Annotated in this window: 20 protein-coding genes; 7 read left to right on the top strand and 13 right to left on the bottom strand. The window is 44.8% G+C overall.

Translation table 11 applies throughout. The features are described from left to right. Positions 1-460: hypothetical protein (locus tag QW597_06485; protein ID MEM0156224.1), on the bottom strand; the 460-nt coding region annotated here is incomplete at its 3' end. A gap of 114 nt (positions 461-574) precedes the next feature. Here QW597_06485 and QW597_06480 point away from each other — a divergent pair. Further along, positions 575-1948, top strand: coding sequence for a GTPase domain-containing protein (locus tag QW597_06480; GenBank protein ID MEM0156223.1), 1374 nt, complete (start codon positions 575-577; stop codon positions 1946-1948). 87 nt (positions 1949-2035) lie between these two features. On the opposite strand, the gene QW597_06475 is transcribed toward QW597_06480, so the two are convergent. From QW597_06475 to QW597_06455, 5 genes are all read right to left on the bottom strand, one after another. After that, positions 2036-3889 (bottom strand): hypothetical protein, encoded by a 1854-nt coding sequence (locus QW597_06475; GenBank protein MEM0156222.1) that lies wholly within the window; start codon positions 3887-3889, stop codon positions 2036-2038. 97 nt (positions 3890-3986) lie between these two features. Further along, positions 3987-5087: an ATP-binding protein gene (locus QW597_06470; protein ID MEM0156221.1), complete on the bottom strand. Its 1101-nt coding sequence runs from the start codon at positions 5085-5087 to the stop codon at positions 3987-3989. Positions 5088-5132: 45 nt separating this feature from the next. Next, the gene (locus tag QW597_06465; protein ID MEM0156220.1) at positions 5133-5753 is read right to left on the bottom strand and encodes a hypothetical protein; all 621 of its coding nucleotides are present in this window, start codon (positions 5751-5753) and stop codon (positions 5133-5135) included. A gap of 141 nt (positions 5754-5894) precedes the next feature. Continuing rightward, positions 5895-7385 (bottom strand): hypothetical protein, encoded by a 1491-nt coding sequence (locus tag QW597_06460; GenBank protein ID MEM0156219.1) that lies wholly within the window; start codon positions 7383-7385, stop codon positions 5895-5897. Then, positions 7382-9145, bottom strand: a complete 1764-nt coding sequence (locus tag QW597_06455) for a hypothetical protein (GenBank protein MEM0156218.1) — start codon at positions 9143-9145, stop codon at positions 7382-7384. The genes QW597_06460 and QW597_06455 overlap by 4 nt, the downstream gene beginning before the upstream one ends. 331 nt (positions 9146-9476) lie before the next feature. Between QW597_06455 and QW597_06450 the strand changes: the two genes are divergently transcribed. Together QW597_06450 and QW597_06445 are read left to right on the top strand one after the other, a co-directional pair. Next, positions 9477-10010 carry a hypothetical protein gene (locus tag QW597_06450; GenBank protein ID MEM0156217.1) on the top strand — a complete coding sequence of 178 codons (534 nt, stop codon included), beginning with the start codon at positions 9477-9479 and terminating at the stop codon, positions 10008-10010. A gap of 110 nt (positions 10011-10120) precedes the next feature. Beyond that, the gene (locus QW597_06445; GenBank protein ID MEM0156216.1) at positions 10121-10462 is read left to right on the top strand and encodes a hypothetical protein; all 342 of its coding nucleotides are present in this window, start codon (positions 10121-10123) and stop codon (positions 10460-10462) included. 225 nt (positions 10463-10687) lie between these two features. Here QW597_06445 and QW597_06440 read toward each other — a convergent pair whose 3' ends face one another. Next, a complete protein-coding gene (locus QW597_06440) occupies positions 10688-10957 on the bottom strand; it encodes a hypothetical protein (GenBank protein MEM0156215.1) in 270 nt (89 codons plus the stop codon). A gap of 458 nt (positions 10958-11415) precedes the next feature. Here QW597_06440 and QW597_06435 point away from each other — a divergent pair, with 458 nt between their 5' ends. Together QW597_06435 and QW597_06430 are read left to right on the top strand one after the other, a co-directional pair. After that, complete coding sequence (locus QW597_06435) at positions 11416-12324, top strand: ABC transporter ATP-binding protein (protein ID MEM0156214.1); 909 nt, start codon at positions 11416-11418, stop codon at positions 12322-12324. Between the two features lies 1 nt (position 12325). Then, on the top strand, positions 12326-13420 hold the full coding sequence (locus QW597_06430; protein MEM0156213.1) for an ABC transporter permease: 1095 nt from the start codon (positions 12326-12328) through the stop codon (positions 13418-13420). Positions 13421-13711: 291 nt separating this feature from the next. Here the strand turns inward: QW597_06430 and lysS are convergent, their stop codons facing one another. Then, positions 13712-15229, bottom strand: coding sequence for a lysine--tRNA ligase (gene lysS / locus QW597_06425; GenBank protein ID MEM0156212.1), 1518 nt, complete (start codon positions 15227-15229; stop codon positions 13712-13714). Between the two features lie 8 nt (positions 15230-15237). Continuing rightward, positions 15238-15834 (bottom strand): orotate phosphoribosyltransferase-like protein, encoded by a 597-nt coding sequence (locus QW597_06420; GenBank protein ID MEM0156211.1) that lies wholly within the window; start codon positions 15832-15834, stop codon positions 15238-15240. 255 nt (positions 15835-16089) lie between these two features. Between QW597_06420 and QW597_06415 the strand changes: the two genes are divergently transcribed. Then, positions 16090-17154, top strand: a complete 1065-nt coding sequence (locus QW597_06415; protein ID MEM0156210.1) for an NAD(P)/FAD-dependent oxidoreductase — start codon at positions 16090-16092, stop codon at positions 17152-17154. A gap of 529 nt (positions 17155-17683) precedes the next feature. Here the strand turns inward: QW597_06415 and QW597_06410 are convergent. Both QW597_06410 and QW597_06405 read right to left on the bottom strand, forming a co-directional pair. Then, complete coding sequence (locus QW597_06410) at positions 17684-18115, bottom strand: HIT family protein (protein MEM0156209.1); 432 nt, start codon at positions 18113-18115, stop codon at positions 17684-17686. A gap of 303 nt (positions 18116-18418) precedes the next feature. Then, the gene (locus tag QW597_06405; protein ID MEM0156208.1) at positions 18419-18703 is read right to left on the bottom strand and encodes a ferritin; all 285 of its coding nucleotides are present in this window, start codon (positions 18701-18703) and stop codon (positions 18419-18421) included. Positions 18704-19033: 330 nt separating this feature from the next. Between QW597_06405 and QW597_06400 the strand changes: the two genes are divergently transcribed. Further along, the gene (locus QW597_06400; GenBank protein ID MEM0156207.1) at positions 19034-20365 is read left to right on the top strand and encodes an MFS transporter; all 1332 of its coding nucleotides are present in this window, start codon (positions 19034-19036) and stop codon (positions 20363-20365) included. A gap of 68 nt (positions 20366-20433) precedes the next feature. Here the strand turns inward: QW597_06400 and QW597_06395 are convergent, their stop codons facing one another. Together QW597_06395 and QW597_06390 are read right to left on the bottom strand one after the other, a co-directional pair. Then, a complete protein-coding gene (locus tag QW597_06395) occupies positions 20434-20742 on the bottom strand; it encodes a hypothetical protein (GenBank protein ID MEM0156206.1) in 309 nt (102 codons plus the stop codon). Continuing rightward, positions 20739-20912, bottom strand: coding sequence for a hypothetical protein (locus QW597_06390; protein ID MEM0156205.1), 174 nt, complete (start codon positions 20910-20912; stop codon positions 20739-20741). Before QW597_06390 ends, QW597_06395 begins: the two co-directional genes overlap by 4 nt. Between the last annotated feature and the right edge of the window lie 30 nt (positions 20913-20942).

Below are 20942 nucleotides of genomic sequence, written 5' to 3'. Positions count from 1 at the left end.
GCTCCGACATGCTCGAGGATATATCTGTGATCTTCCCGAAATCTCTTACCTTTGTTCGCCTCGTTTCCCTCCTGTATGCTGATTTGGTCATAGCGGCCATCAATTTGCCCTTATCCGTCCTGTCGATCTCGCCGAATATCGCGTTGCTTGCAGTAGAAGCGTCCTGGCTCTTGGCATTTGCAACGGTGGACAGACCAGTGATGAGATCGAGATTATCCGAAAGCCTTGCATTCTTCATTTCCATCTGCTTATCCAGGTTCAGTATGTCCCTTGCGAGGAGCTGCCTGTGAGCCTCTGAACTGTTTAGGCCCTCCTTGAAGCGAGAATCCCGCTTTTTCTTCAGTTCTTCTATTTCACCCTCGATGAATTTGTTCTCGTTCTCAAGCGTCCTTATACGCATCCTGATCTCCTCTTCGCTCTTTCCTTCCAATCCCTGACTTTTTCTGGAAAACTTCACCATGTCAAACAGCCCTAGAAAAAAATAGAAGAGCAGGATATATAAGTTTGCCGTCCCGATCCCATAACGGAGAAAAGACAAAACATTAAATCTCTCCAAGCATTCAAAAAATTACAGATGTTCAGACACTTTGTTACCTTTGTACTTTATGTCCTAGCTTTTGTATTTATGCTTACAATTCTGTTCCCGTTTTTTCCCTGGTATTCCATTCCCAATTACCCCTTAGTCATGATACACCTGCACAGTGTGGCTTACATTTCACCATTTTACAGTTCATATTCACCTGCAGGCAGCTATTCCATTATAACTGCTAGAGATATTGCAGGCATATTGTCGTTTATTACTGCCTTGTTACTGTTCCATGCTCTGGGAAAGCGGAACAGGGCATTCAGAACTGGAGACAAGTTCGTGCTGTCCTCCATGCGTTATGAATTCGGTGTCACGATATTCATGCTGCTCCTAATTACTGTGCTTTTCTATTCCACAATTCCCGCTGCCGTGATTCAGAACGGAAACTACAACGAGGCTGTTCTAATTGGATTCATGATCTTTTTCATGCTGTGGGGTGCCGCGCAGAGCCCATCATATAGGCTGATAAATTACGCGGCGGGCGTTTCCAATACTCCATTAAAGCCTTCACCAAACCCTGGAAATCAAAATGCTCAGACTGCCGGAGCACCAATGGCAAGTGTTTCAGATTACAAGATCACAGGAAATGAGGACAGAGAATCCGTTGGCATACTGGGACCTGTCGCTTCTGGTAAATCCACGATGCTCGCTTATTTTATTCACTTCCTTAAGGACACAACAAAAGACCTGAACGTAAATTATGAAGTACTTGCCGGTCAGGAATTTTACAGAGAGTTCCTGGATGACCTTCTCAAGAACAGGAGGTTCCCGAGCGCCACCGGTGTTGAGTCTCCTAACAGAATGCTTATAAGATTCTTCACTCAGAAGGGGGTCAGGAAGAAAAGCACGTACCTTGAGATGAATGACGTGGCTGGAGAACTATTTTCCAGGGCTTCATCCAATCCCCAGAGAAGGAGGGAAGCATTCCACTATCTTTCCTCATGTTCGGCCTACCTTTTTATCATTGACTGCAGCATTTACAAGGAATGGACTATAGAAGATGTAAGATTTGCGTCCATACTGGATGATCTGTACAGAGCAGTTGGCGAGAAGAAGATCATCAAATCCCCCATAGCGTTCATTTTCACAAAGTCTGACCTCCTGCCAGATGCCGTACAGGATAGATCGCCGGGCGAGCTTCTTTCTTCCCTGAGAAATACAATGAGCTACGTGGAATCTCATTTTAAAGACTATTCAGCTTTCAAAACATATATACAGACTGAGAGGAACGGATCCGGCGATCTTGTTCCAAAACTGGATACACTTCCCGGTGCGAGGGTAGATATCATCTATGACCCACAGACAAACTATGGTTTTCAGCAGATCACTGAATGGATCTGCAGGAACGGGGATTTAATTTGATTCCAGGTTGGTAATAATATAGATAAATGGTGAAGCGTTCAGCGCAATATCTCATCAAAGATATTTAGAATTAACTTAACGTGTGTTTCATGCGAGGGCTGTTTCAAAGACCGTTTCTCCCTCTATTTTCCTGATTTTTCCTTTCTTTTCCTTTTCAAGTTGTTTCCAGGCTGAAATAACTTCATCCTCACTGGATTCAGTGATCTTTTGTATTAAGGCTGACCTAACCACCCCAGCTTTCTCGCATTCGACCAGAGTTCTTGCCTTGAAGAGCCCGATCTGCTTTTCCTGGAAATCCCTACCAGCAGCGATCGTGGCAAAATTCTTTGAATCTGGGTCAGAGACATCGTAATAAAGCTTGCCTGTCTTGAGGTCCCTGAGAATTATCCGAAGGCTCCTTCCCTTGATCTGGATACCATTGCCGTCACCAGTTATACCACGTAACAGATCTTCCGCGAAACCGTTTGGAGAACCCACCATGACATAGGTGAAGGATCCGGACTGCTGCGAATCAGCAATGAGCCTTGCGTAGAGCGGAGCAATGTCAGAAAGATTTACCTGATACATGTCTACCTTATGTTTCTCATTCAGCCTTTCATGAAAGAGAACTGCAGCGCGAACAGATATTCCATGGTTGTTAGAGAGTATTCCATGTTTCATTAAATCTATTCCCATCTCGGAGACGTACAGTTTTGGTTCATCGGGTCCAGCCTGAATAACGAAATCCTCAGATCTCCAGTTGTCGCTAGACCTCTCGCCTGGTTTAACCCTGAAATCAAGACCTGTGTTTGGGTTTCTGATTGTGAATGGAGCCATTTCAACCATCGAACGTCTTAAGTCCTGAAAGAACTGTTCCTTCAGAAGCTGTGCCTGTGCCTGCGTAACACATTCATCCTCTGGAAGCTTGCCCTCCTTTTTGGCTATCTCCATTTGAGCCGAGATCTCAGCGAGATCTTCAAGACCCTTCAGAATTTCGTTTACCAGGCGTTCCCTGAATGTTTCGGCCATAGCTATTGTGGCATTGATCCTGACTTTCTCGTTTTCTAAGAGTGTATTGTTAGCCCGCATATCCGGATCGTTGTCTATCTTGTCTCTTTCCCTCTCTAGTTCCATTTTCGCCGAATCAATCTTGCCCAAAAGTACCCTGGTTCTTTTATTGAGGTCCCTGATGTCCACCGAGGCTATTCCAACCAGATCCCTTCTCTGCACATACGAGGAAAGCGTGAGAAACTCATCAAACAGGGAATCCGCTTCTTCACCTGATAAAATACCCCTTATTGCCTCCTCCAGATCCAGCCTCTTCCTCTCTGATTTTGATAGAGACTGCATCATTTCTTCATAATTGTAAAACAGCTTTCTCAGCTGACCTGGATCCTGATTAAGGTAAGAAATGATGCCTGCCCTGATCTTCTGGAAACGCGAATTATATCTGTCTCGCATGGCAACTGAGACCATTCCGCTGATTTTTTTTGACGCTTCAGATGGGTCAAGAAGTTTGAGGAAATTGTCCATCTGATCGTTGTACCATTCCTTTATAATCCTGTATATTTGCTCATTTTTATTGACAAGGGCAGTGGCAATATCTCCCTCTTTCATCGTGTCCAGCGCTGAAAACCTGTCGAACAAGCTGAAAGCCTCGTACTCATCTTTAGAAAATCTTCTGGTGACAGGCATTGCCAGTTGACCATCACTTTCATTCAGTATTTCAGTTTGAAGCGTGTATGCAGCTTTCAACTGCGCAAACCTGAAAGTGGCGAGATCCTTGTTCCTTATGTCCGAGCTCATGTGTCGTGCACAGCCTGTCTCATATTTTGAGTAATATTCTTCCATCCGGCTGAATTCTTCTACCCTCTGTCTCACGCTCAACGAGGATATATCCTTTGTATCCCTGTTTGAGAGAATCAGGGCAGCCCTCAGCATATCGCCGCATTCGCTCTCCATGCTATACTCAACGTCCCAATAAGATAAGTATTATACATGCTAAAACCTTTACGGGGTTTTGTGGATCAGAAACCCGGCTAGTCAGTAAATGCGGTTTTTACCTTTGCCTGGAGAACTGTTCATACCTTTCTATCACAGATCTCCCGACTGAGGGTTTAACTGAACTGATTGCAGACTCAAAATCTTCCATGCTTACCGGGCGTTTCTCCTTCCCGCTGACTGCCTTGAGGAATACCTCCTCCGCTGCCCTCCTGCAGATGTAGTCTATATCTGCAGCGCTATAACCATCGGTTCTCTCAGCCAGCGTAAGCGTTTCAATCCTTTCTGTATTCCTGATTGAGGCTATTCTCGACCTGAAAAGTTCAGCCCTCTGTGATCGGTCCGGGGGAGGGACATATATCAACCTGTCAAATCTGCCTGGCCTGGTAAGGGCAGAATCTATATTCCATGGTATATTCGTTGCTCCCATTATGAAAACGTTCCTTGATGGCTTTGAGCTGAAACCGCCGAGTTCATTCAGGAACTGCGATACGCCTCTCCTCACTACATCGGAATCCGCCCTTTCCCTGCTCGGTACCATGGCATCTATCTCATCGAAGAAGATTATGGAGGGTTCGAGAAGGGCTGCAGCCCTGAATATTGCGGTTATGTTTTTCTCGAAGTTGCCAAACCACTGGCTGTAGACGGTTGATGGGTTCACGTAGATAAAGTAGGCGTCCATTTCCGATGCCACCGCCTTTGCGATGAACGTTTTCCCATTGCCCGGAGGGCCGTAAAGCAGTATCCCTCCACCAGCAGCTACATTGTATTCCTCAGAAAGTTCCCTGAATTTCATTGGATATATGACTCTGAGGAAGATTTCCCTCTTCACATCCTCAAGCCCAATTACGTCAGATAGCTTCACGCCGCTATTTCTGACCGGATCTATACCTATTTCCTTAAGTATCCTCTGCCCCTCAGTGGATCCTTCATTAGATGACTGTTCAGCCAGCCTCTTGTCAATACGCTCTATGGCGCTGGCAAGGGTCCCTATCTGCTTCTTTCTCTTTTCTTCCACGGTATCCTTTGCCCCGCTATTTTCCAGCGCTACTTTGGCATTGAGGTAACTTTCCCTGGCATCCTCAAGTTTCCCTGCTACTTCTGACTGAAGGCCCTGCATAAGGTATAGTTTGACTTTCTGGATACCTGCTTCTGTCATATTAATCCCTGGTCTGCAAACTCAGCCACAGACAATCACTTGCAACTACTTTGTAGTAGCCTCGCCTTCCCTGGAAATTCTTTCCAGTAGGGCGTCCAGTGCCGCATCTGAATCACCGCCACTTACCGGAGACTCGGAAGACTTTCTCTGTCCTCCCACAGCAATATTTTCGAGTGTAGTTGCTACTTCGTCTGCTCGCTGATTGGCAAAACTGCTCAGAGATTGGTCCAGAGAATCAAGTTGCAGGTTCGCCCTGTCCTCCAGATCCTTGGTTGTATCGAGAATGCTATCAATGGATTCCTGTATCTGGTTTGCCTGTTCATCCTTCAGCATGTTTACCTTAAGGTCCTTGTTGGCCTGCGTGAGGGTCTGGTGAGCTTTTCTTTCCATGAAAACATACTCCATGGTAATTCCAAGGTTTGTGATGAACAGGTTGAAACTTTTGAGGTACTTTATGAAGAGTTCATTCCTGAGAACGTTTCTGGCAGCATTTCTTGCGGCTGCAATGTCTTTCTCAGCAAGTGCTTTCCGTGCCGCGCTTATGGACTGCGTCCTCAGGTTCTCGAAATCCCTCAGATACCTTCCTATTGAACTCTGATAGCCTCTTATTTTACTCTTTGCCTCTGCTCTCTTTTCTTCTTCGCTCTTTCCAAACATTGGGGGCATTGAATCTCACATAATCAGACAAAAGAGATAAATAAAGGTTTGCGAAAGAAATTCCTGCCACCCATATTCTCTGGTCTGTGAGAATTCATGACTATATCTTTCTGTAAATTACCTAGCGTTGCGCAGACATCTAGATTGATATCATTGAGATTCCATTACACTTCTCGCGGTACGCAGGAGTTCCTTCAACATATTGTATCTGGCGTCATCTATGCTTGTTGAGAACATTGAAAGTGCGTTGATGTTGTCAATTACCTCCGCTATCTGGTCATAGAATTCTCTATTTCCTGCCACACAAGGAAGAATGGATTTTAGGGAGATAGCTATCTTGGAGCCTTCCCTAGTTTCGATGTCCATTTCCAGTATCTCGAGATTCTTTCTGCATATTTCATTGTTGTATTTTCCCTGGGTTTCAGGACCGGTTCCCATTGCAGTCCCCATGTTCTGTGAAGGCGCGTAGCTCCCATTGGTCGCCTCGCCATCGCCAGGAATGTGATCTGTATTCCTGTTCCTGTCCTGCCTTATGCCAGCCTGCGACTCCTCAATGAAGATTTCAAACGGAAACTCCTGGGATACCTTCGCGTTCGTAATTACGATATTGGATTTTACCCAGCCAGTTTCCATTGGAACAACCCTCAAGGTTATTTCACGCAATTCATGTGCCTTTATCGTCCCTATAGAGAGAGTCGGGATATCCACTCCGAAATGTGTCACTAAACCCGATAAATCAATCTCTATGTTGGTAAGGTCAATCACGGGATCTGCCCTGACAGTAATCTCTGCCGGCATGTTTCTTTTTGCTTTCGAGGCCGGGATCACAATGAATGATCTCTTTAGCAGATTCATTCCCGATGTTTTATCATTCCCAAGAACAGAAACGACCTCTCTAGCTATGTTTGAAACTTTTGTTACCATATCAGTGATTTCAAAGTGTATCGTCTGGGGAGGGAGATTGAGGCAGGAAAGATCAGCAGAGGAATTATCCTGGAGCATATCGTACGCCCCTTCCAGAAGCCTCTGGTCTCTGGTTTTCAAGCAAATTAACAGTGAGATACCCCTTACGGTAGGATCGCTGTCGCGGACAAATTCGGAAAAGTCCAGTTTGTATTTTTCAATCAACGAAGGATTGTTTGAGGAGATATAATAGAAAAAGCCAGCGAGGTTCCTCTTCAGTATGGTGTTCCCCGTGTCTATGTTGCTGTAGGCGGCCGGAATCATGTTTATTACGCCAGGTTTCCATGAAGACGATAACTGGAGCAGGTTTTCAGATGCTTCAAGCTTTTCAGCTTCAGTTCCTCCAAGTAGTGCATTCTGGATCTCTGTCAGCTGGGGGCTGGCACTCATATCCCTTAGGATTGTGTTCAGCTTTTCTTGGAGTGACCTGTATGATACCTTCTTATTTATCGGCACCTCCGGAACTTCGGAAAGTATTTTCAGCACTACAAGGATCTGTCCAACTGCCACCTCTTTCTTGGAGTGTGGGTTCTCGGCAGATCTTAACCTTGACAGGTTATAAAGTACATTTTTCCTTGTAAGTACTGAAGCATTTCTGTCACCGGCGATCTTCTTCACGTCTACTTTCAGCCCGGAGATAACTTTCTTCAAGTCCACATTGCTTGATGATTCTTTCATATTTTTCTGCCTTCTGTTAGCGTGTTCCTATTATCATCCTCGATGACCCCTTTTTCAGCCAAAACGAATTCCATATCGATCAACTGCGATTGTGACAGAAATTTACTGAGTGGCTCCACATGTATCAATCGGAGTATTGAACTCATAACCTCTCTTGCCCCCTTCGGATCTAAGCCCTTTGCAACTTTTGGCATCCGCTTCAGGATCTTTACGACCCGATCATGTCCCAGTACTTCCATCACTTCGCTATTGAAAACAGCATTGATAAACTCAATGATTTTCTCCAACCCCGGCTTATCGTCCAGGAACCCGTTCAGATACTGCCAGAGAACCTTCTCCTGTTCGGCATTCTCCAGTATCATCGCAAGGGTCTTGATTCCACCCTTTGGCAGTTTACCGTCTCGGACTATACTAATAAATGTCTTCATCATGATCTCGCTTGTCGAGATCACCTTGCTGAAATCTTCAACGGATAGGTCGACAGCCATGATCCTTTCCACGGTGCATCTGGCTAGATCCAACGCCGCATCACTCTTCAGTGTATTCAGCAGATCTTTCAGAACCACGGTCAGATAATCAACACCAGTTCCTGAAAGAAGCATCAGATCCAGCATACGCTCTGAGACCTTTTTCCTGGCATCTGGAGAACCCTGCAAACTCCTAATCCTATCAGCGTAGAAGGCGGAAACAATTCGAAAACCATCTCCATTCGAATCCAGGCTTGAAAAAAGGCTTTTTAGCAGCCTTAGGTATTTCCCCTCCCTCTGAAGTTCAATTTCTGAAGCTTCCAGCGCCACTTTGATCTTGTCCAGTAACGCCGCATTGCTACTCAGAAAGGAATCTGAAAGAGAAAGGAAGAGCCTGTGAGGGGCCGCTATCTCCCGATCAATCCTTGTAAAATTATTTTGATATGCTGAGATTTCTGCGTGCTTTCCTGAGAACACCAGGGACGCCACATAATTTGAAAGAAGGGCCGCGGCCTCATTTTTGCTTGGAATATGCGTAAAAGTGCCATCAAGTGAAACAATGCTGTAACCGTCAAACTCTTCCTGGCTGGCAGAAGATACCAGAGATATTGAAAACGACAAGTCATCTCTAACATTGTATAGCGAGGTTGAGTGTGAAATGTATCTCAGATCCATCGGAAAAAGGCGGAGCAGGGTCCAGATAAGTTCATACTTTGATTCAGGTCCTTCGGTAACAACCAGGAGGCGTATTCGGGGGAAGACCAGGTTAATGATCATCGCGTAAAAAATGTCAGTAAGCGAGGTCAGAGTCAATTCATTCTTGAGAGTGTTGGCGCCCGCGTCCTTACCCCCATCTTGGGATGGCTTGAATCTGACCTTTGGCAGCTGGTAGAAGTCTCCATCCTTGGTTCTCAATTTTTCGAGGTCCTTGAGGCTGCTCACCGAGTGTAGCAGCACACTATCCATGGAGGCAAAATCCCCCTTGATGGAGTGAAGAGCCTCTCTGTCCAGAATTATGAAATGGCTCATTAAGGCGCCTTCTCTCCCCTGCAGATCCTTGCCAATATTCTTTACCAGATTTAGACAGTACCGGCCAGCACCAATCTGAAAGAACCTGATACCCTCCTTGAATTTCACATTGCTTATGGAGACTGGAAGATTCCATCTCTGCAAGTACGATATTTCCTCTCCCGTAACACCTGAACTAGTCGATATCAACTGATGGCCCAGCTGTCCCTTTTTTTCCACCCATCCAAAAAGGGCCTGATCGCACTCCGGTCCCTCTGACACCAATTTCATACCTCCCCTGCATGGCAAATAAAATGTGACTGAATTGGTATGTAAATACGATTACCAGCGTAAAAAGTATCACAAATTAAGTTGGAAAACGACACCGCCAGATACATTACCTTCACCGCTTGCTGGACCATAGAGCCAGCGTTCTAATCTAAGCTTATGCGTGACTATACTTTTAAGCTATTAATAATTTTGATTAAAACTTCTTCAAGGTTAAAATGGTTTAAAATTGGAATTCGATGTAGAGGCTTAAATCTCTTGAGAAAATTCATATAGAAACGTCTGATATATTTTAAGTAGATTTTATATCTTATAGAGGTGAACTAAGATGTTGTTCGACGGCGACGAAAGAAGTGTTTATCAGGAACACAGTGTTGTTTTGGATGATGACAAGAGGAAAGCCGGTACGCTTATCCTCACGAATAAGAGACTTGTGCTAGAAAAGGTCACGATTGAGAAACATCTCATTGGAAAAGATAAGAAAAATGAGATCATTGTTTTCGTCACACCATTGACAGAGATCATGAAGGCAGACGTTATAACCAAACGCTTCGGTAAGCCCATTTCGTTCAAGATAACTCACTCAGGGCATGATTCCATGTTTACGGTCTCTGATCCAAATGTCTGGTTAAATCAAATACTTAAGGCCAAAAGTGAGGTTGGAATGCTGCATCCTTCCGTACAGCAACCGGGGCAAGGGTATGGAGTGAACATAAACCTGAGTTCACCGCCTCAAGGTGTTCCTCAGGCATCATCAACGCAGACCATAGAGAGACAGGTGATCAAGATCAGATGCAGATACTGTGGAAGCCTTTATGACGAAGTCGAAACAAAGTGTCCAAATTGTGGAGCTGGGAGATAACATAGCGCTCGCCTACGCAATTGTGCCCTGACAACTATGACCGCGCCCAGTAACGGTTATGTCAAGAGCATTTCTGAAAGGTTCTTATGTGTGTTCGCGCTATTTGAGCCATGAAGTTTGAATTTGAAGTTTATGGATCAGTCGAAGACCTGCTCATGGTGGCGGCAAACAGTTTTTCCCTCGGCATGAAGCAGATCTCAACGTTGTTCGTATATGGGGGTCATGTAATTTCTTACAGCCCTACACTTGCTGGCGAGAAAGATGAGTCACTCTGGATCGTAGCACTTGCAAAAGGTTCTCTGCCACTTGGGCTTATCGAATTTGACCCGGAGACGAAACAGATTGCAAAAATACTAAAACCTACAAACCCTGAAAAAAGTCACTTTCTCGTGGTGAAACCTGAAAGATCGACCATACTTGAGAAGGCCATGGAGTCGTTCGGAAAAAAGTAGATTTGGTAATCCAGAAAGGGCAGATATGTGTTGGTTTCCGACTTTTTCACATTACTTCATCATCCTTTTCCAGATATAGACCTTGTTCGCCAATCTTTCAGATCTTTTTATGTTAAAAGCACCATAGGTGTTGTGACCCAAAGAAGTTGTGACGCATTCTCTCCTTCGTCCAGGCCTTAAGTTATATGGGCTCATTGCAGGCGTTCAGTTCTTCAGATCTCTTTGTTAAACTCCTTCGCCAGTAGGCCGTAATATAGCTGATCGAAATATTCGTTCCTGAACATGACGCGTTGCCGGAGGTTCCCCCAGCGTAAACCCAAGCTTTTCCAGGAGTCTGGTTGAAGGCTTTTTCAAGACGTTCCATAACGTGAGTCTGACCCTGTATATTTCTTTATAAACTGCAATCCCAGCATTACCCTCAAGCGGTTGATTGCACGCCCATAGGCCAAGGTCGTAGTATTCCCTGAACATGACGGAGAATACCGCCACCTTCACAATAATTATTCCACTCAGTGCGAATGACCATCACATAGTTAACATACCCATAAGAATCCCGCCTATACTTCTTATAGAAAGCTGATACCAAGTGCAATGGTATCGATCTATTCCTCAGCACACACTGGAGGTATCCACGTGCCAAGGAATGTCTGAAAAATGTCATTGTCAATTTCGAAAGGCCAGAAGTTCCTTAAGAAAACAATCCGCATCTGAGAACATTTTTTTCTGACAGTCCCATTTACCCTCAATTGATTATTGACCCATATTGCATCTGAAAAGCGCCAGCGCTATTCTTAAAAATACTCATTTACGTGGGTACAGTAATACCGTTACTCTCATGAACTCGCTGGTGAGATGATTTTGTATATTACAAGATGATACAAATCTTCCCCAAACTCACGCCTGCTGAATGGGAGAACAAAGGAATATATATTACTCTATAATAATCACGAATAATGAGGGAAGTAGCCATTGCCGTGGAGGATCTACATAAAAAATATGGGAGAATCAAGGCAGTTGATGGCCTCACATTCAATGTTTTTAAAGGAGAGGTGTATAGTTTACTTGGACCAAACGGAGCGGGCAAAACCACAACCGTAGAAATACTGGAGGGTATTAGGGAAGCGGATATTGGGAGAATATCAGTGCTTGGACTGGATCCCCGACAGAGCGCATCACTCCTGCACAAAGCTGTTGGGATAATGCCTCAGGATTTCCGGTTTATGGATCGAATTACTCCCAGGGAAGCCATTTCATATTTCTGCTCACTGTTTGGTGTTCCTAACAGGGCTGAGGAGTTGTTGAAACTTGTTGAACTAGAGGATTCTGGGAACGTCCATTTCACGGACCTTTCCGGAGGCCAGAAACAGAAAGTTGGTATATGCCTGTCCCTAGTTAATGATCCTCAGATTGTCTTCCTTGATGAACCAACGACAGGGCTCGATCCTCAGGCTAGAAGGAAGATATGGGACCTTATTAAGAAACTCAGATCTGAACAAAGAACTGTCATATTGACCACACATTACCTAGAAGAGGCGGAAATGCTTGCTGACAGGGTCGGCATCTTGGACCATGGTAAGATGGTAGTGGAGGGAAGCCCGGACGAGATAATAAGGAAAATGGGAAGCGGAAGAACGTTACATATCCCAAACACCGCCGGCCTTGCAGATTACCTGAAGAACGATCTGAATCTTAAACTGACTGTTTCTGGTGGTGATCTTGTTATTCCCATGAATAACAACCACGATCTCATCAATGTGCTCTCATATGCTGAGAAGAAAGGGATTGACTTAGCTCGGCTTTCCCTTAAAGAAGACACACTTGAAGACATATTTGTCAACCTTGTAAAGGAGGATCAGGATTAACATGAAACCAAAGAATGTGGCTGCTGACCTGAAAATATATTCAAAGAATTATATAAGGAGTGGGTCTGCTGTATTTTTTGTATTCATATTTCCTGTAATACTGATGTTGATATTTGGTTCGATATTTTCAGGAACATCAAGTTCACAGGTCCCCTTGTATGTGCAGAATCAGGGTACTAACAACCAGAACGTGTCTGAATTTTTGTCCCTGCTCAACCAAACTCAGGTTGTGAACGTCCACATGGTTTCATCGGATGTTGACATACACACATACATTTCCCAGAATTCTATTTCAGCGGCGCTCGTTGTTCCCGCGGGCTTCAGTCAGAATTTGTCCACGAATCATGCCAGGTTGATTCTCTATGATAATCCGGCAGTCTCGACCAGCGGTGCTGTCCAGCAAGCAATCGGCGTTGCGATTCAGCTTATGAACAACAAAATTACGAACAAGACAGATGCCATAACACTTATGACCAACACTTCGTTAACGTCCAGGTCAGCGAGTTATGTGGACTTCCTTATGCCAGGCCTCATCGGATTCGTTGTCCTTATCTCGCCCATGTTCTCAATGACATATGTTGTCAGTTCATACAAGAGAGACAAGATCTTCCGGCAGCTTTCCCTAACACCCCTTACGAAGTCAGAGTGGTTTCTTTCTAAATTTGCTTGGTACCTGGTGGTGTCTGCTCTATCCGCTGTTGAAATTGTTGCAATTGGCACTTTTGTCTTCAATGCAAGTATGGCAATCAACCTGTTTGTAGCCGCGTTCATCGTCATTGGGGTGTTCATGTTCACGTGCCTGGGAATACTTGCAGGCGCAATTGCGAAGACGGAGGAGGGAGCCTCTGTTGTCGGGAATATAATCACGTTTCCGATGATGTTCCTTGCAGGAACTTTCTTCCCCATATCCATCATGCCTTCTTGGCTTCAGACTGTTGCTCATGTGCTGCCGCTTTATTACATAATAGACGGTCTGAACTCCGTCACTATATACAGTAATTACTCCTCTGCCTGGTTCGATCTTGCCGTGAGTCTTGCTGTAGCGTTGGTAATCTTCGTCCTGTCTATATGGAAATTTAACTGGAAGGAGCAGTAAACCCATTCAACATTTTTTTTTAATTCGATTTTAATGAATCTCTGGGTCCGTAAAAGGCCTATCCGCAGCATATATTTTGGAAATGCATCCGAATCGTTCCTTCACTTCCCCGTATGGTCTCATCTCCCAACGGCTGCTTCCATCGAAACGCGATATTCTCTGCATATCACATCTTGCTATTCTAATTTCCTTTGGTCAACCTGCGAGAAATTGTGTTGGAAAACACGCATGCCCTGGAAACAAAGACGAAGCATTTCATGGAACCCATCTTTCTTTGAGAGTTGAAAGAATTCAGTACGTGAGGGATCTCTCAATCCGTTTCCTTACAAAATCCTTTTCAAGATTCGATAAAAAGTATCCAAGCCTAGGTCCCCTCTCCTTATTGATGAGTATTTTGTAAAAGGAACTGAATCCATCTTGCGGCTTCACTTTACGCTCACTTATTATCTCATATACGAGATTGTGGAGTGATTCCGGCTCCCACGAAACACCGTCCATCTTCTCCGAAAAGTCCTTCAGTACTCCCTTCTGAGTTTCATCCAACTTGACCTTAGTATCCACGGGCTGCAATCTGAACTTGATTTCATCAGGAGCATAAGTATCGAGCCAGTTGTTCAGCGTCACAATCCTCTGTTTCATTCTTTTTCCTATAATGTCGTTCGGATATCCATTTCTCTTAAGGGCTTTCAGCAGTTCCTCGTCTTTCCTGTAAATCTGTATAAGCGTTAGGAGGTGCCGATATCCAATGGTTTCGGGTTGCTTCACTTCGCCGGAAACTGTGGATAATTCATAAACCCTCCTAAAATCCTCGTCCGAAACAGTATCCTGCCCAAAGTAAGCCCGTTCGTATTTTTCAAACTCATCGATCAGATTCAGGATCCCGAGCTGTGGATCGAAAGTAATGTGCCTGCCAGGATTATTGCGCATAATTAGGAAACGCAATATTTCTGGTGGTGAAAATTTCATCATCTCAGATGCCGCTATAGCGATGCCAGTCGATGAATGCATTGCCCCTTTCCCCTTAAGCAATATGCGCTCATAGATCAATGGCACTGGTGCCGGATGCCCCAATACCTCTTCCGCTATGCGCTTTCCGGTGTCATATGACCCCCCGGGTGCCCCGTGATCCTTCCCGAACGGCTCAACCGTAACATTCAGGGCAAACCACTTTGCAGGCCACTCGATCCTCCAGGGCAATTTTCCATCATCCTTACGGATGTCCGATTTGCCACTGTATCCACACGTGCAGTGGTAACTTATATATGGGTTTTCATAACCGTCAACAATCGGGCCCTTCAGCCTGCCACATCCCTTGCATATAGGGTTGTAGGGAAACCAGTTCTCTTCAAGCTCCCTGCCAGAAACTTCCGAAAGGATTCTTCCTACTTCTTCCTTATGCTTTATGACCATATCAGTTGCAGCCGCAAACACTCCGGTGGCGTAGAGATCATGAGTTCTTATTACATCCACCCTGATATTAATCTTGTCTAGAGTGTCCACGAATGGCTTCAGAAAATATTCGGAATATGTACCCTCGCCATCTGGTGCAGGTATCTGGTATAGCGGTTTCCCAACGTGTTCCGCATAGGATTGCGGAAGGAATGGATAGATCTTCCTGAGCGGGTCGATGTCGTCACACAGATATATGAAGCGTGCATCCAGTCCTGCCGTCAAGGATGCCTTGAATATGGCGTCGCCAGTCAGGATTTCACGCATATTTCCAACGTGTATTGGACCTGAAGGGGAGATCCCGGTTGACACAAGTTGCTTGCCACTTAGCTTCGAGGCAATAACATCTGCCCAGTGCATTATCTTACCTATTGATTTCCCACAAGCGTCGCTCTGAAGAGAGATCTGATTTTTATGCCCAGGAGCTCATCGGTATTGAGTTTGGAAGCAAGTACAATTCCAAGGACAACCTTCCCACCCTGACCCTGAACATCCATTATGGTCCTCTTAAGCGTTTCACCGGTGTCAGTTACATCATCCACTATGACAACCTTCTTTCCCTTGACCCTGGCGAAATTGCTGCTGAAAAATCCCTCCTGCCTTGAAGGGTGTGGCCTGTATACTATGAGTTCCTTGTCAAGGAGAGTTGATGCAAGAGTGGCATAAGGAATACCATTGATGGATATTCCTAGGATTGAGTCATACTCAAAATCATTTGTAGCAGCCTCCTCCTCGATGATGTCTGCCATTATTTCCGCAATGGACTGCATCCTGCTGCCATAGACGCCCACACTCCTCCACCCAATTCTAACGTCCTGGACCCTGCCTTCCTGGAGGAATTCCTTTCCAAGAAGCCAAGTAACGGTATTCACTGATAAATGCAGCTCAGTCGATATTTCCTTATCTGACATTCCCTTCGACTTGAGTTCAAGGGCTCGTTTGTAGAGTTCTTCAAGACTTTTCATAACTCACACCATCGACAATTTCTTATTTTCATTTGCAAATAATCGCCGAGTATTATAATCTTAGCGATGCCACATTAATGACGACAGAATGCAGAGGAGTAGGAGTGCCTTCGTATATACTTCGTGCCATGGCAGTATTCCATACTACTGCTTAATGCGATAATATATAATTGCCAGTTTCTTATTGCTGTGCTACGACGACGTATTTTATCATCGAGAAAGATCAACAACATATAGTTCGCTCCAATGAACCATATGAGTGACAGGATGATATCATACAAACCTGAAAAAAAGGACCTAGTGATTATAGGAGCCGGACCTACCGGACTTTTTGCCACATTCTGCGCAGGATTGAGAGATATCGACAGTGTCACGCTAGAGGCAATGGATTCTACCGGTGGCCAGTTGACTGCCCTGTATCCGGAAAAAGATGTGTACGATGTTCAAGGAATTCCGAAAATTAAGGCGGAACAGCTTGTTAGGGACATGACGCGACAGGCCGAGTTTTTTGGAAGTAAAATTTTGTTGAATTCAAAAGTGACAGACATAATTTCCAGGCCTGATTCAATGTACGATGTTGAGGTCAACGGAAAGATAGTGTTCACAACAAAAACCATCTTAATCTCATCTGGAATCGGGTCATTCGATCCCGTGAAACTTGGAGTTGAGGGGGAAGACGAATATCGTGGAAAAGGCGTCGTTTACACCGTGAGAAATGCCGAAGATTTCAGAGACAGAAAGGTGGTAATTGTAGGTGCAGGTGATTCTGCATTTGATTGGGCTGAAGAGCTGTCCGCTGTTGCTAGCAAAGTTCACATTGTGCAGAGGGGTACAAGGATAAGAGCAGCAGAGAGAACGGTCAAAGCTGTCCTGGATAAACCCAACGTCACGCTCAACATGAACAGCTCCCCCATTAAAATCCTGGGTGATGCAAAAGGTTTGCGAAATGTTGTGACCAGAAACGCCCTGAACGGTGAAACCACCGAGTACGAAGCTGACAGGATTTTGGTTGCAATAGGACTTCGCAGCGCACCCGTATCTTTTAGATCGATCTCTCTTGACGTGGACGGTAAATTTATTACTGTGAACGAGAAATTTGAAACTAACCTGAAAGGCATTTATGCTGTCGGCGATGGATCAAAGGCAAAAAACGCGCAAAAGGTTCTGTTAATCGCTGTTGGTGGTGCCGAAGCCTATATGGCCATCAACAATATCAAGAAATATCTAGACCCGAAATCATCAATATTTGGCGGGCACAGTTCAAGCATGACGGGGCAGCCTGAGGCGATCGAAACGCAACATACCACGACCCGCCAATAAGATGCCAGCTTATCTTTAACCATGCTTTCATAAGATATGCATCACAAAACGATTTGAAATCCATTATCTGACAGACAACATCTGCAGATTATGCTCTATTCAGGTTAGGCCAGAGCACCAGAACAGAATTTACTATTCCTTGCTTGTCCATTTGCTCTTTTCTTCTTTTGCTCGTTACCTGCAGGGGTCAATCGTATTCATAGCAGTAATATTAGAGTGCAGGCATATCTGTTCAACTGCTTTTGGAACTCCTTAGTAACAAGTCTTCTGAGTTACCGATGCGAAACACATATCTTTAGCTATTCAAGCGAAAACCATATGGTTTAGGGTATTTATCCAGATCAAGCGGGGTGTGTCACATATTCTATGACATCAATGCTTCAGTGAACCTGCCAGAACCCATGTATAAACATACTGTCGCTGAAATATTCCCATCATCATGATACTTTACCAATGACAAGCCGCACGCCAGTATAGGTGGAGTGAGGAACTACAGGAAGCAGGGAAAACAATTGTGCTGAATGTGCTCTTATTTTAACATATCTACGCGCCTAAGCTCGGCCCGTATCTTTGACGCGGTCTCTCTGAGTTCTTCAGGGCTTGCCCGCTTCCTGTTCCAGCTAAGGTTGGAATCACACCATCTTGGAATTATATGCACGTGATAATGCATCACAATCTGGTTGGCGCACGGGCCATTATTCTGACCTACGTTTATGGCATCCGCGTTCATAGCGTCCTTTACGGGCTGGCAGAGGTCCTTGACGACGCGCTGGACTTTCAAGAAATCCTCGGGGTCAATATCAAGGATGTTAACAAAATGCTTTTTCGGTATGACAAGAAGATGCCCCTCATCAACTGGCGCATAATCCAGGAACGCCATAGTATCATTGTCCTCAAAGACGATCTCGGCGTTCCTTTTCTGAACTATCTCCCTGCAGAAGACACATTCCGTGCCGGACATACGAGGTGATATTGTTGACATTAAATAAAACATTTGACAATGGCAACGCATCTATCAGTTCATTGGGCAAGTTTCATCCATCTCGCTGCATTGTGATTCTGAGACTTTAGGAGAATTCCAGATATATGCGTCCATGACTCAGGTGTGGCAGGAACTTAAGCAATTAGAGGTGATAGGGCCTGGAACAAGATTTGCGAGATTGTAATGAAGACTTTGCGCCCGTGCGAATTGTTCATACAGCGAAGGCTGTTGAATTATTCAAGCAACACCAATGGCGGGTACTTGATTGGTAGAAAGATGACCCTAGTCTCCAAGTTCCTGAATTCTTTTCTTGCTGTACAGGATCTCTTTAAGCTCTTTGTCAAGCTCCGGATCATTTCTTCTGAGAAATTCTAGGATCAATGAAAAATGCTCCTTTTCGTCGTCTCTGTTATGGGCCATAACGCTTTTCAGCTCTTCGTTTTCAGTCGCGTCTACGCGCTCATCGTAGAACATAATGGCTTCCATTTCTTCTATAAGGGACTGCCTGGCCCTGCTCAAATCGTTCATTTTTTTGCTAAGGTTTTCTGATACCTCAAATCTCGGCATTCTATCACTTCACTGAGGAGAGGTTGACCATGGGTCACACTCTTCCTCCATCATGTAATCTGATTTTAGCTATATACGTTACTGTTAAATCAGAACATTATTACTAAAGCAACGCTGTATTTTTTTCTAGGATACAATGACCTTTCTTTGTCTAGTACAAGAAGCAACTAGTGCTTAAATAATGAGGATGTGGTTTTTCTGATCTAAGTCAGTCAAAAAAAACATCGGAAAACGGCCCTGAACCGAGAGAACGCCGCAGATATAGATCCTTAAGGAATAGGTTTCTGGTTTTTATCCTGCATTTCGATACTTTATCGGAGATGGCTTGCGATGGATGATTGTACGGAAAATCCTTATACTTTGTCAGCGGAGCAACTCTCGCCATACAGGTGGGTAATGGCCGCTGTTGCAGGGCTGGTAATGACTACTAGTTTCATCTCACTGACGTCTTTCAGTATTGCCGCCCCATCCATAGCAATAAACCTTGGCGTCGGAAGCAATACAATTGAGGTCTATGGAGTGGATGCTTTTTCCATAGGTCTTTTTGCGGCATTTTTTGTCGGGCATGGGGGGATTTTTGATACCAGGCTGAGAACTGGGGTTCTGCTTGCCCAGGCCGTCCTTATAATTCCTCAGTTCCTAATACCTATCGCCAGTGACCTTTACACATTAACCCTGTTGAGATTTTTCCAGGGGCTTACCATAATGATGATAGCACTCTTCACGATTCAGCTTTCTGGATGGTTCAGGCAATCTGAACGTGCCAGATCTTTAGCCTTCACCCTCGGAGCCGTTCCACTGGGAAGTGCCGTTGGCGCCCTTCTCTCCAGAATATTCGACTCAATGAGCTGGCAGGAAACTTACTACGTTACGGGAGTGGTCATGCTAGCCGGCGCAGCGGTGTACTTTGCTTTTGCCAAATCCCCAAAGACGCAATACTGCCTCGTGAAAAAGGCAAAATCCAGAACCCAAGGCGGAGCCTGGGAAAATCCTATGACATGGGTAATGGGAGCTCTCCAGATTCCACTCACATGGACGCTGTTCACCATTGGTGGTTTTCTGCCTACATTTTCCAACCACATCGGTTATGATTTTCAGCAAACAAACTATCTTATTATAATATGGGGGACTGCGAGCTTTGTCACCGCATTTATCGGTGCCATTGCAGGTGACTTGCTGGCAAGGAAAGGAAGGACGAACCGCGAGATATTTGACGCAAGGGTTAGAATAATTGCGGTGGCAGACTGCCTGATGGGTGTAGGCGCACTTCTTATAGTAACAGTGGGAGGATTATCCTTCCAAATCATGGTACTCGCGATCCTGGTGAACGCATTCTTGATGATGATACCCCCTAACCTGTGGGCATCCACGACAAGCGTGTTTCCACTAGCAATGATGGGCGCTGGAACGTTCGGGATGGGCCTCATATCGAATTCTGCAGACGCTATCGGGCCACTTGTATCTTCATTTCTTGTGCCTGATTTTGGGTGGGATGGTGTCTTCTTAATAATGGCAATTATGTCATTTGGCGGCGCCGTACTCAGCTTAATGGTGCTGAAGATGAACCTGAAGCTTGCCCCAGATTCCCAGAATCCTGAACTCCGGAAGTCTGCCTGGAATAAACTCGTGAACACGCCCCTTGATTCAAATTCTGGGAAATAACCTGCGAAACTGTGGCCTGTGACTTATTCCTTGGAGAAAAAAAAGGATCGCTATCAACTTCTAGGCCATTATTTACTGCTCGTAAGTTCATCAACAGCCCTGGCGCTGTGTGCATAATCATCCACTATGATGGCCAGGTAAATGTATGAGTATAAAATCAGTATGAATGTCACAATAAGAAATATTATGGAAATCCAGCTGTTGAACAAGGAAAGCAATATTGTGATTATGGCTGGGAAAATTATCAGCATACTCAACTTCAGGGAAAGTGATGCGTAGTGCTTGTTTCCTATAATCCCTGAAAGATTGAGCCCTGTTGCCATGAAGGAAGGCACGAACGTTGCCACATCAAGTATACTGGAATAACTGGGCATCATTTTCCAAGAATTCTCCTTGCATATTCCATGATCCTGGGGTCCAACATTTTTATCGATTTGTTCACTGCCTCTACCTGATCAATGTTTTCTACTGTTATCTTCCCTTCCTTTACCAGCCCGTCCGCAACCTGATATTGTCTTATGAATGTTCCGAACCTGACTTTTTCCATTCCAATATAAATTGTAAGAATGCTATTTAA

Source organism: Thermoplasmataceae archaeon (assembly GCA_038729425.1).
Classification (GTDB): Archaea; Thermoplasmatota; Thermoplasmata; order Thermoplasmatales; family Thermoplasmataceae; genus B-DKE.
The sequence above is the reverse complement of the archived record's forward strand: the minus strand, read 5'-3'. Positions and strand labels throughout refer to the sequence as shown.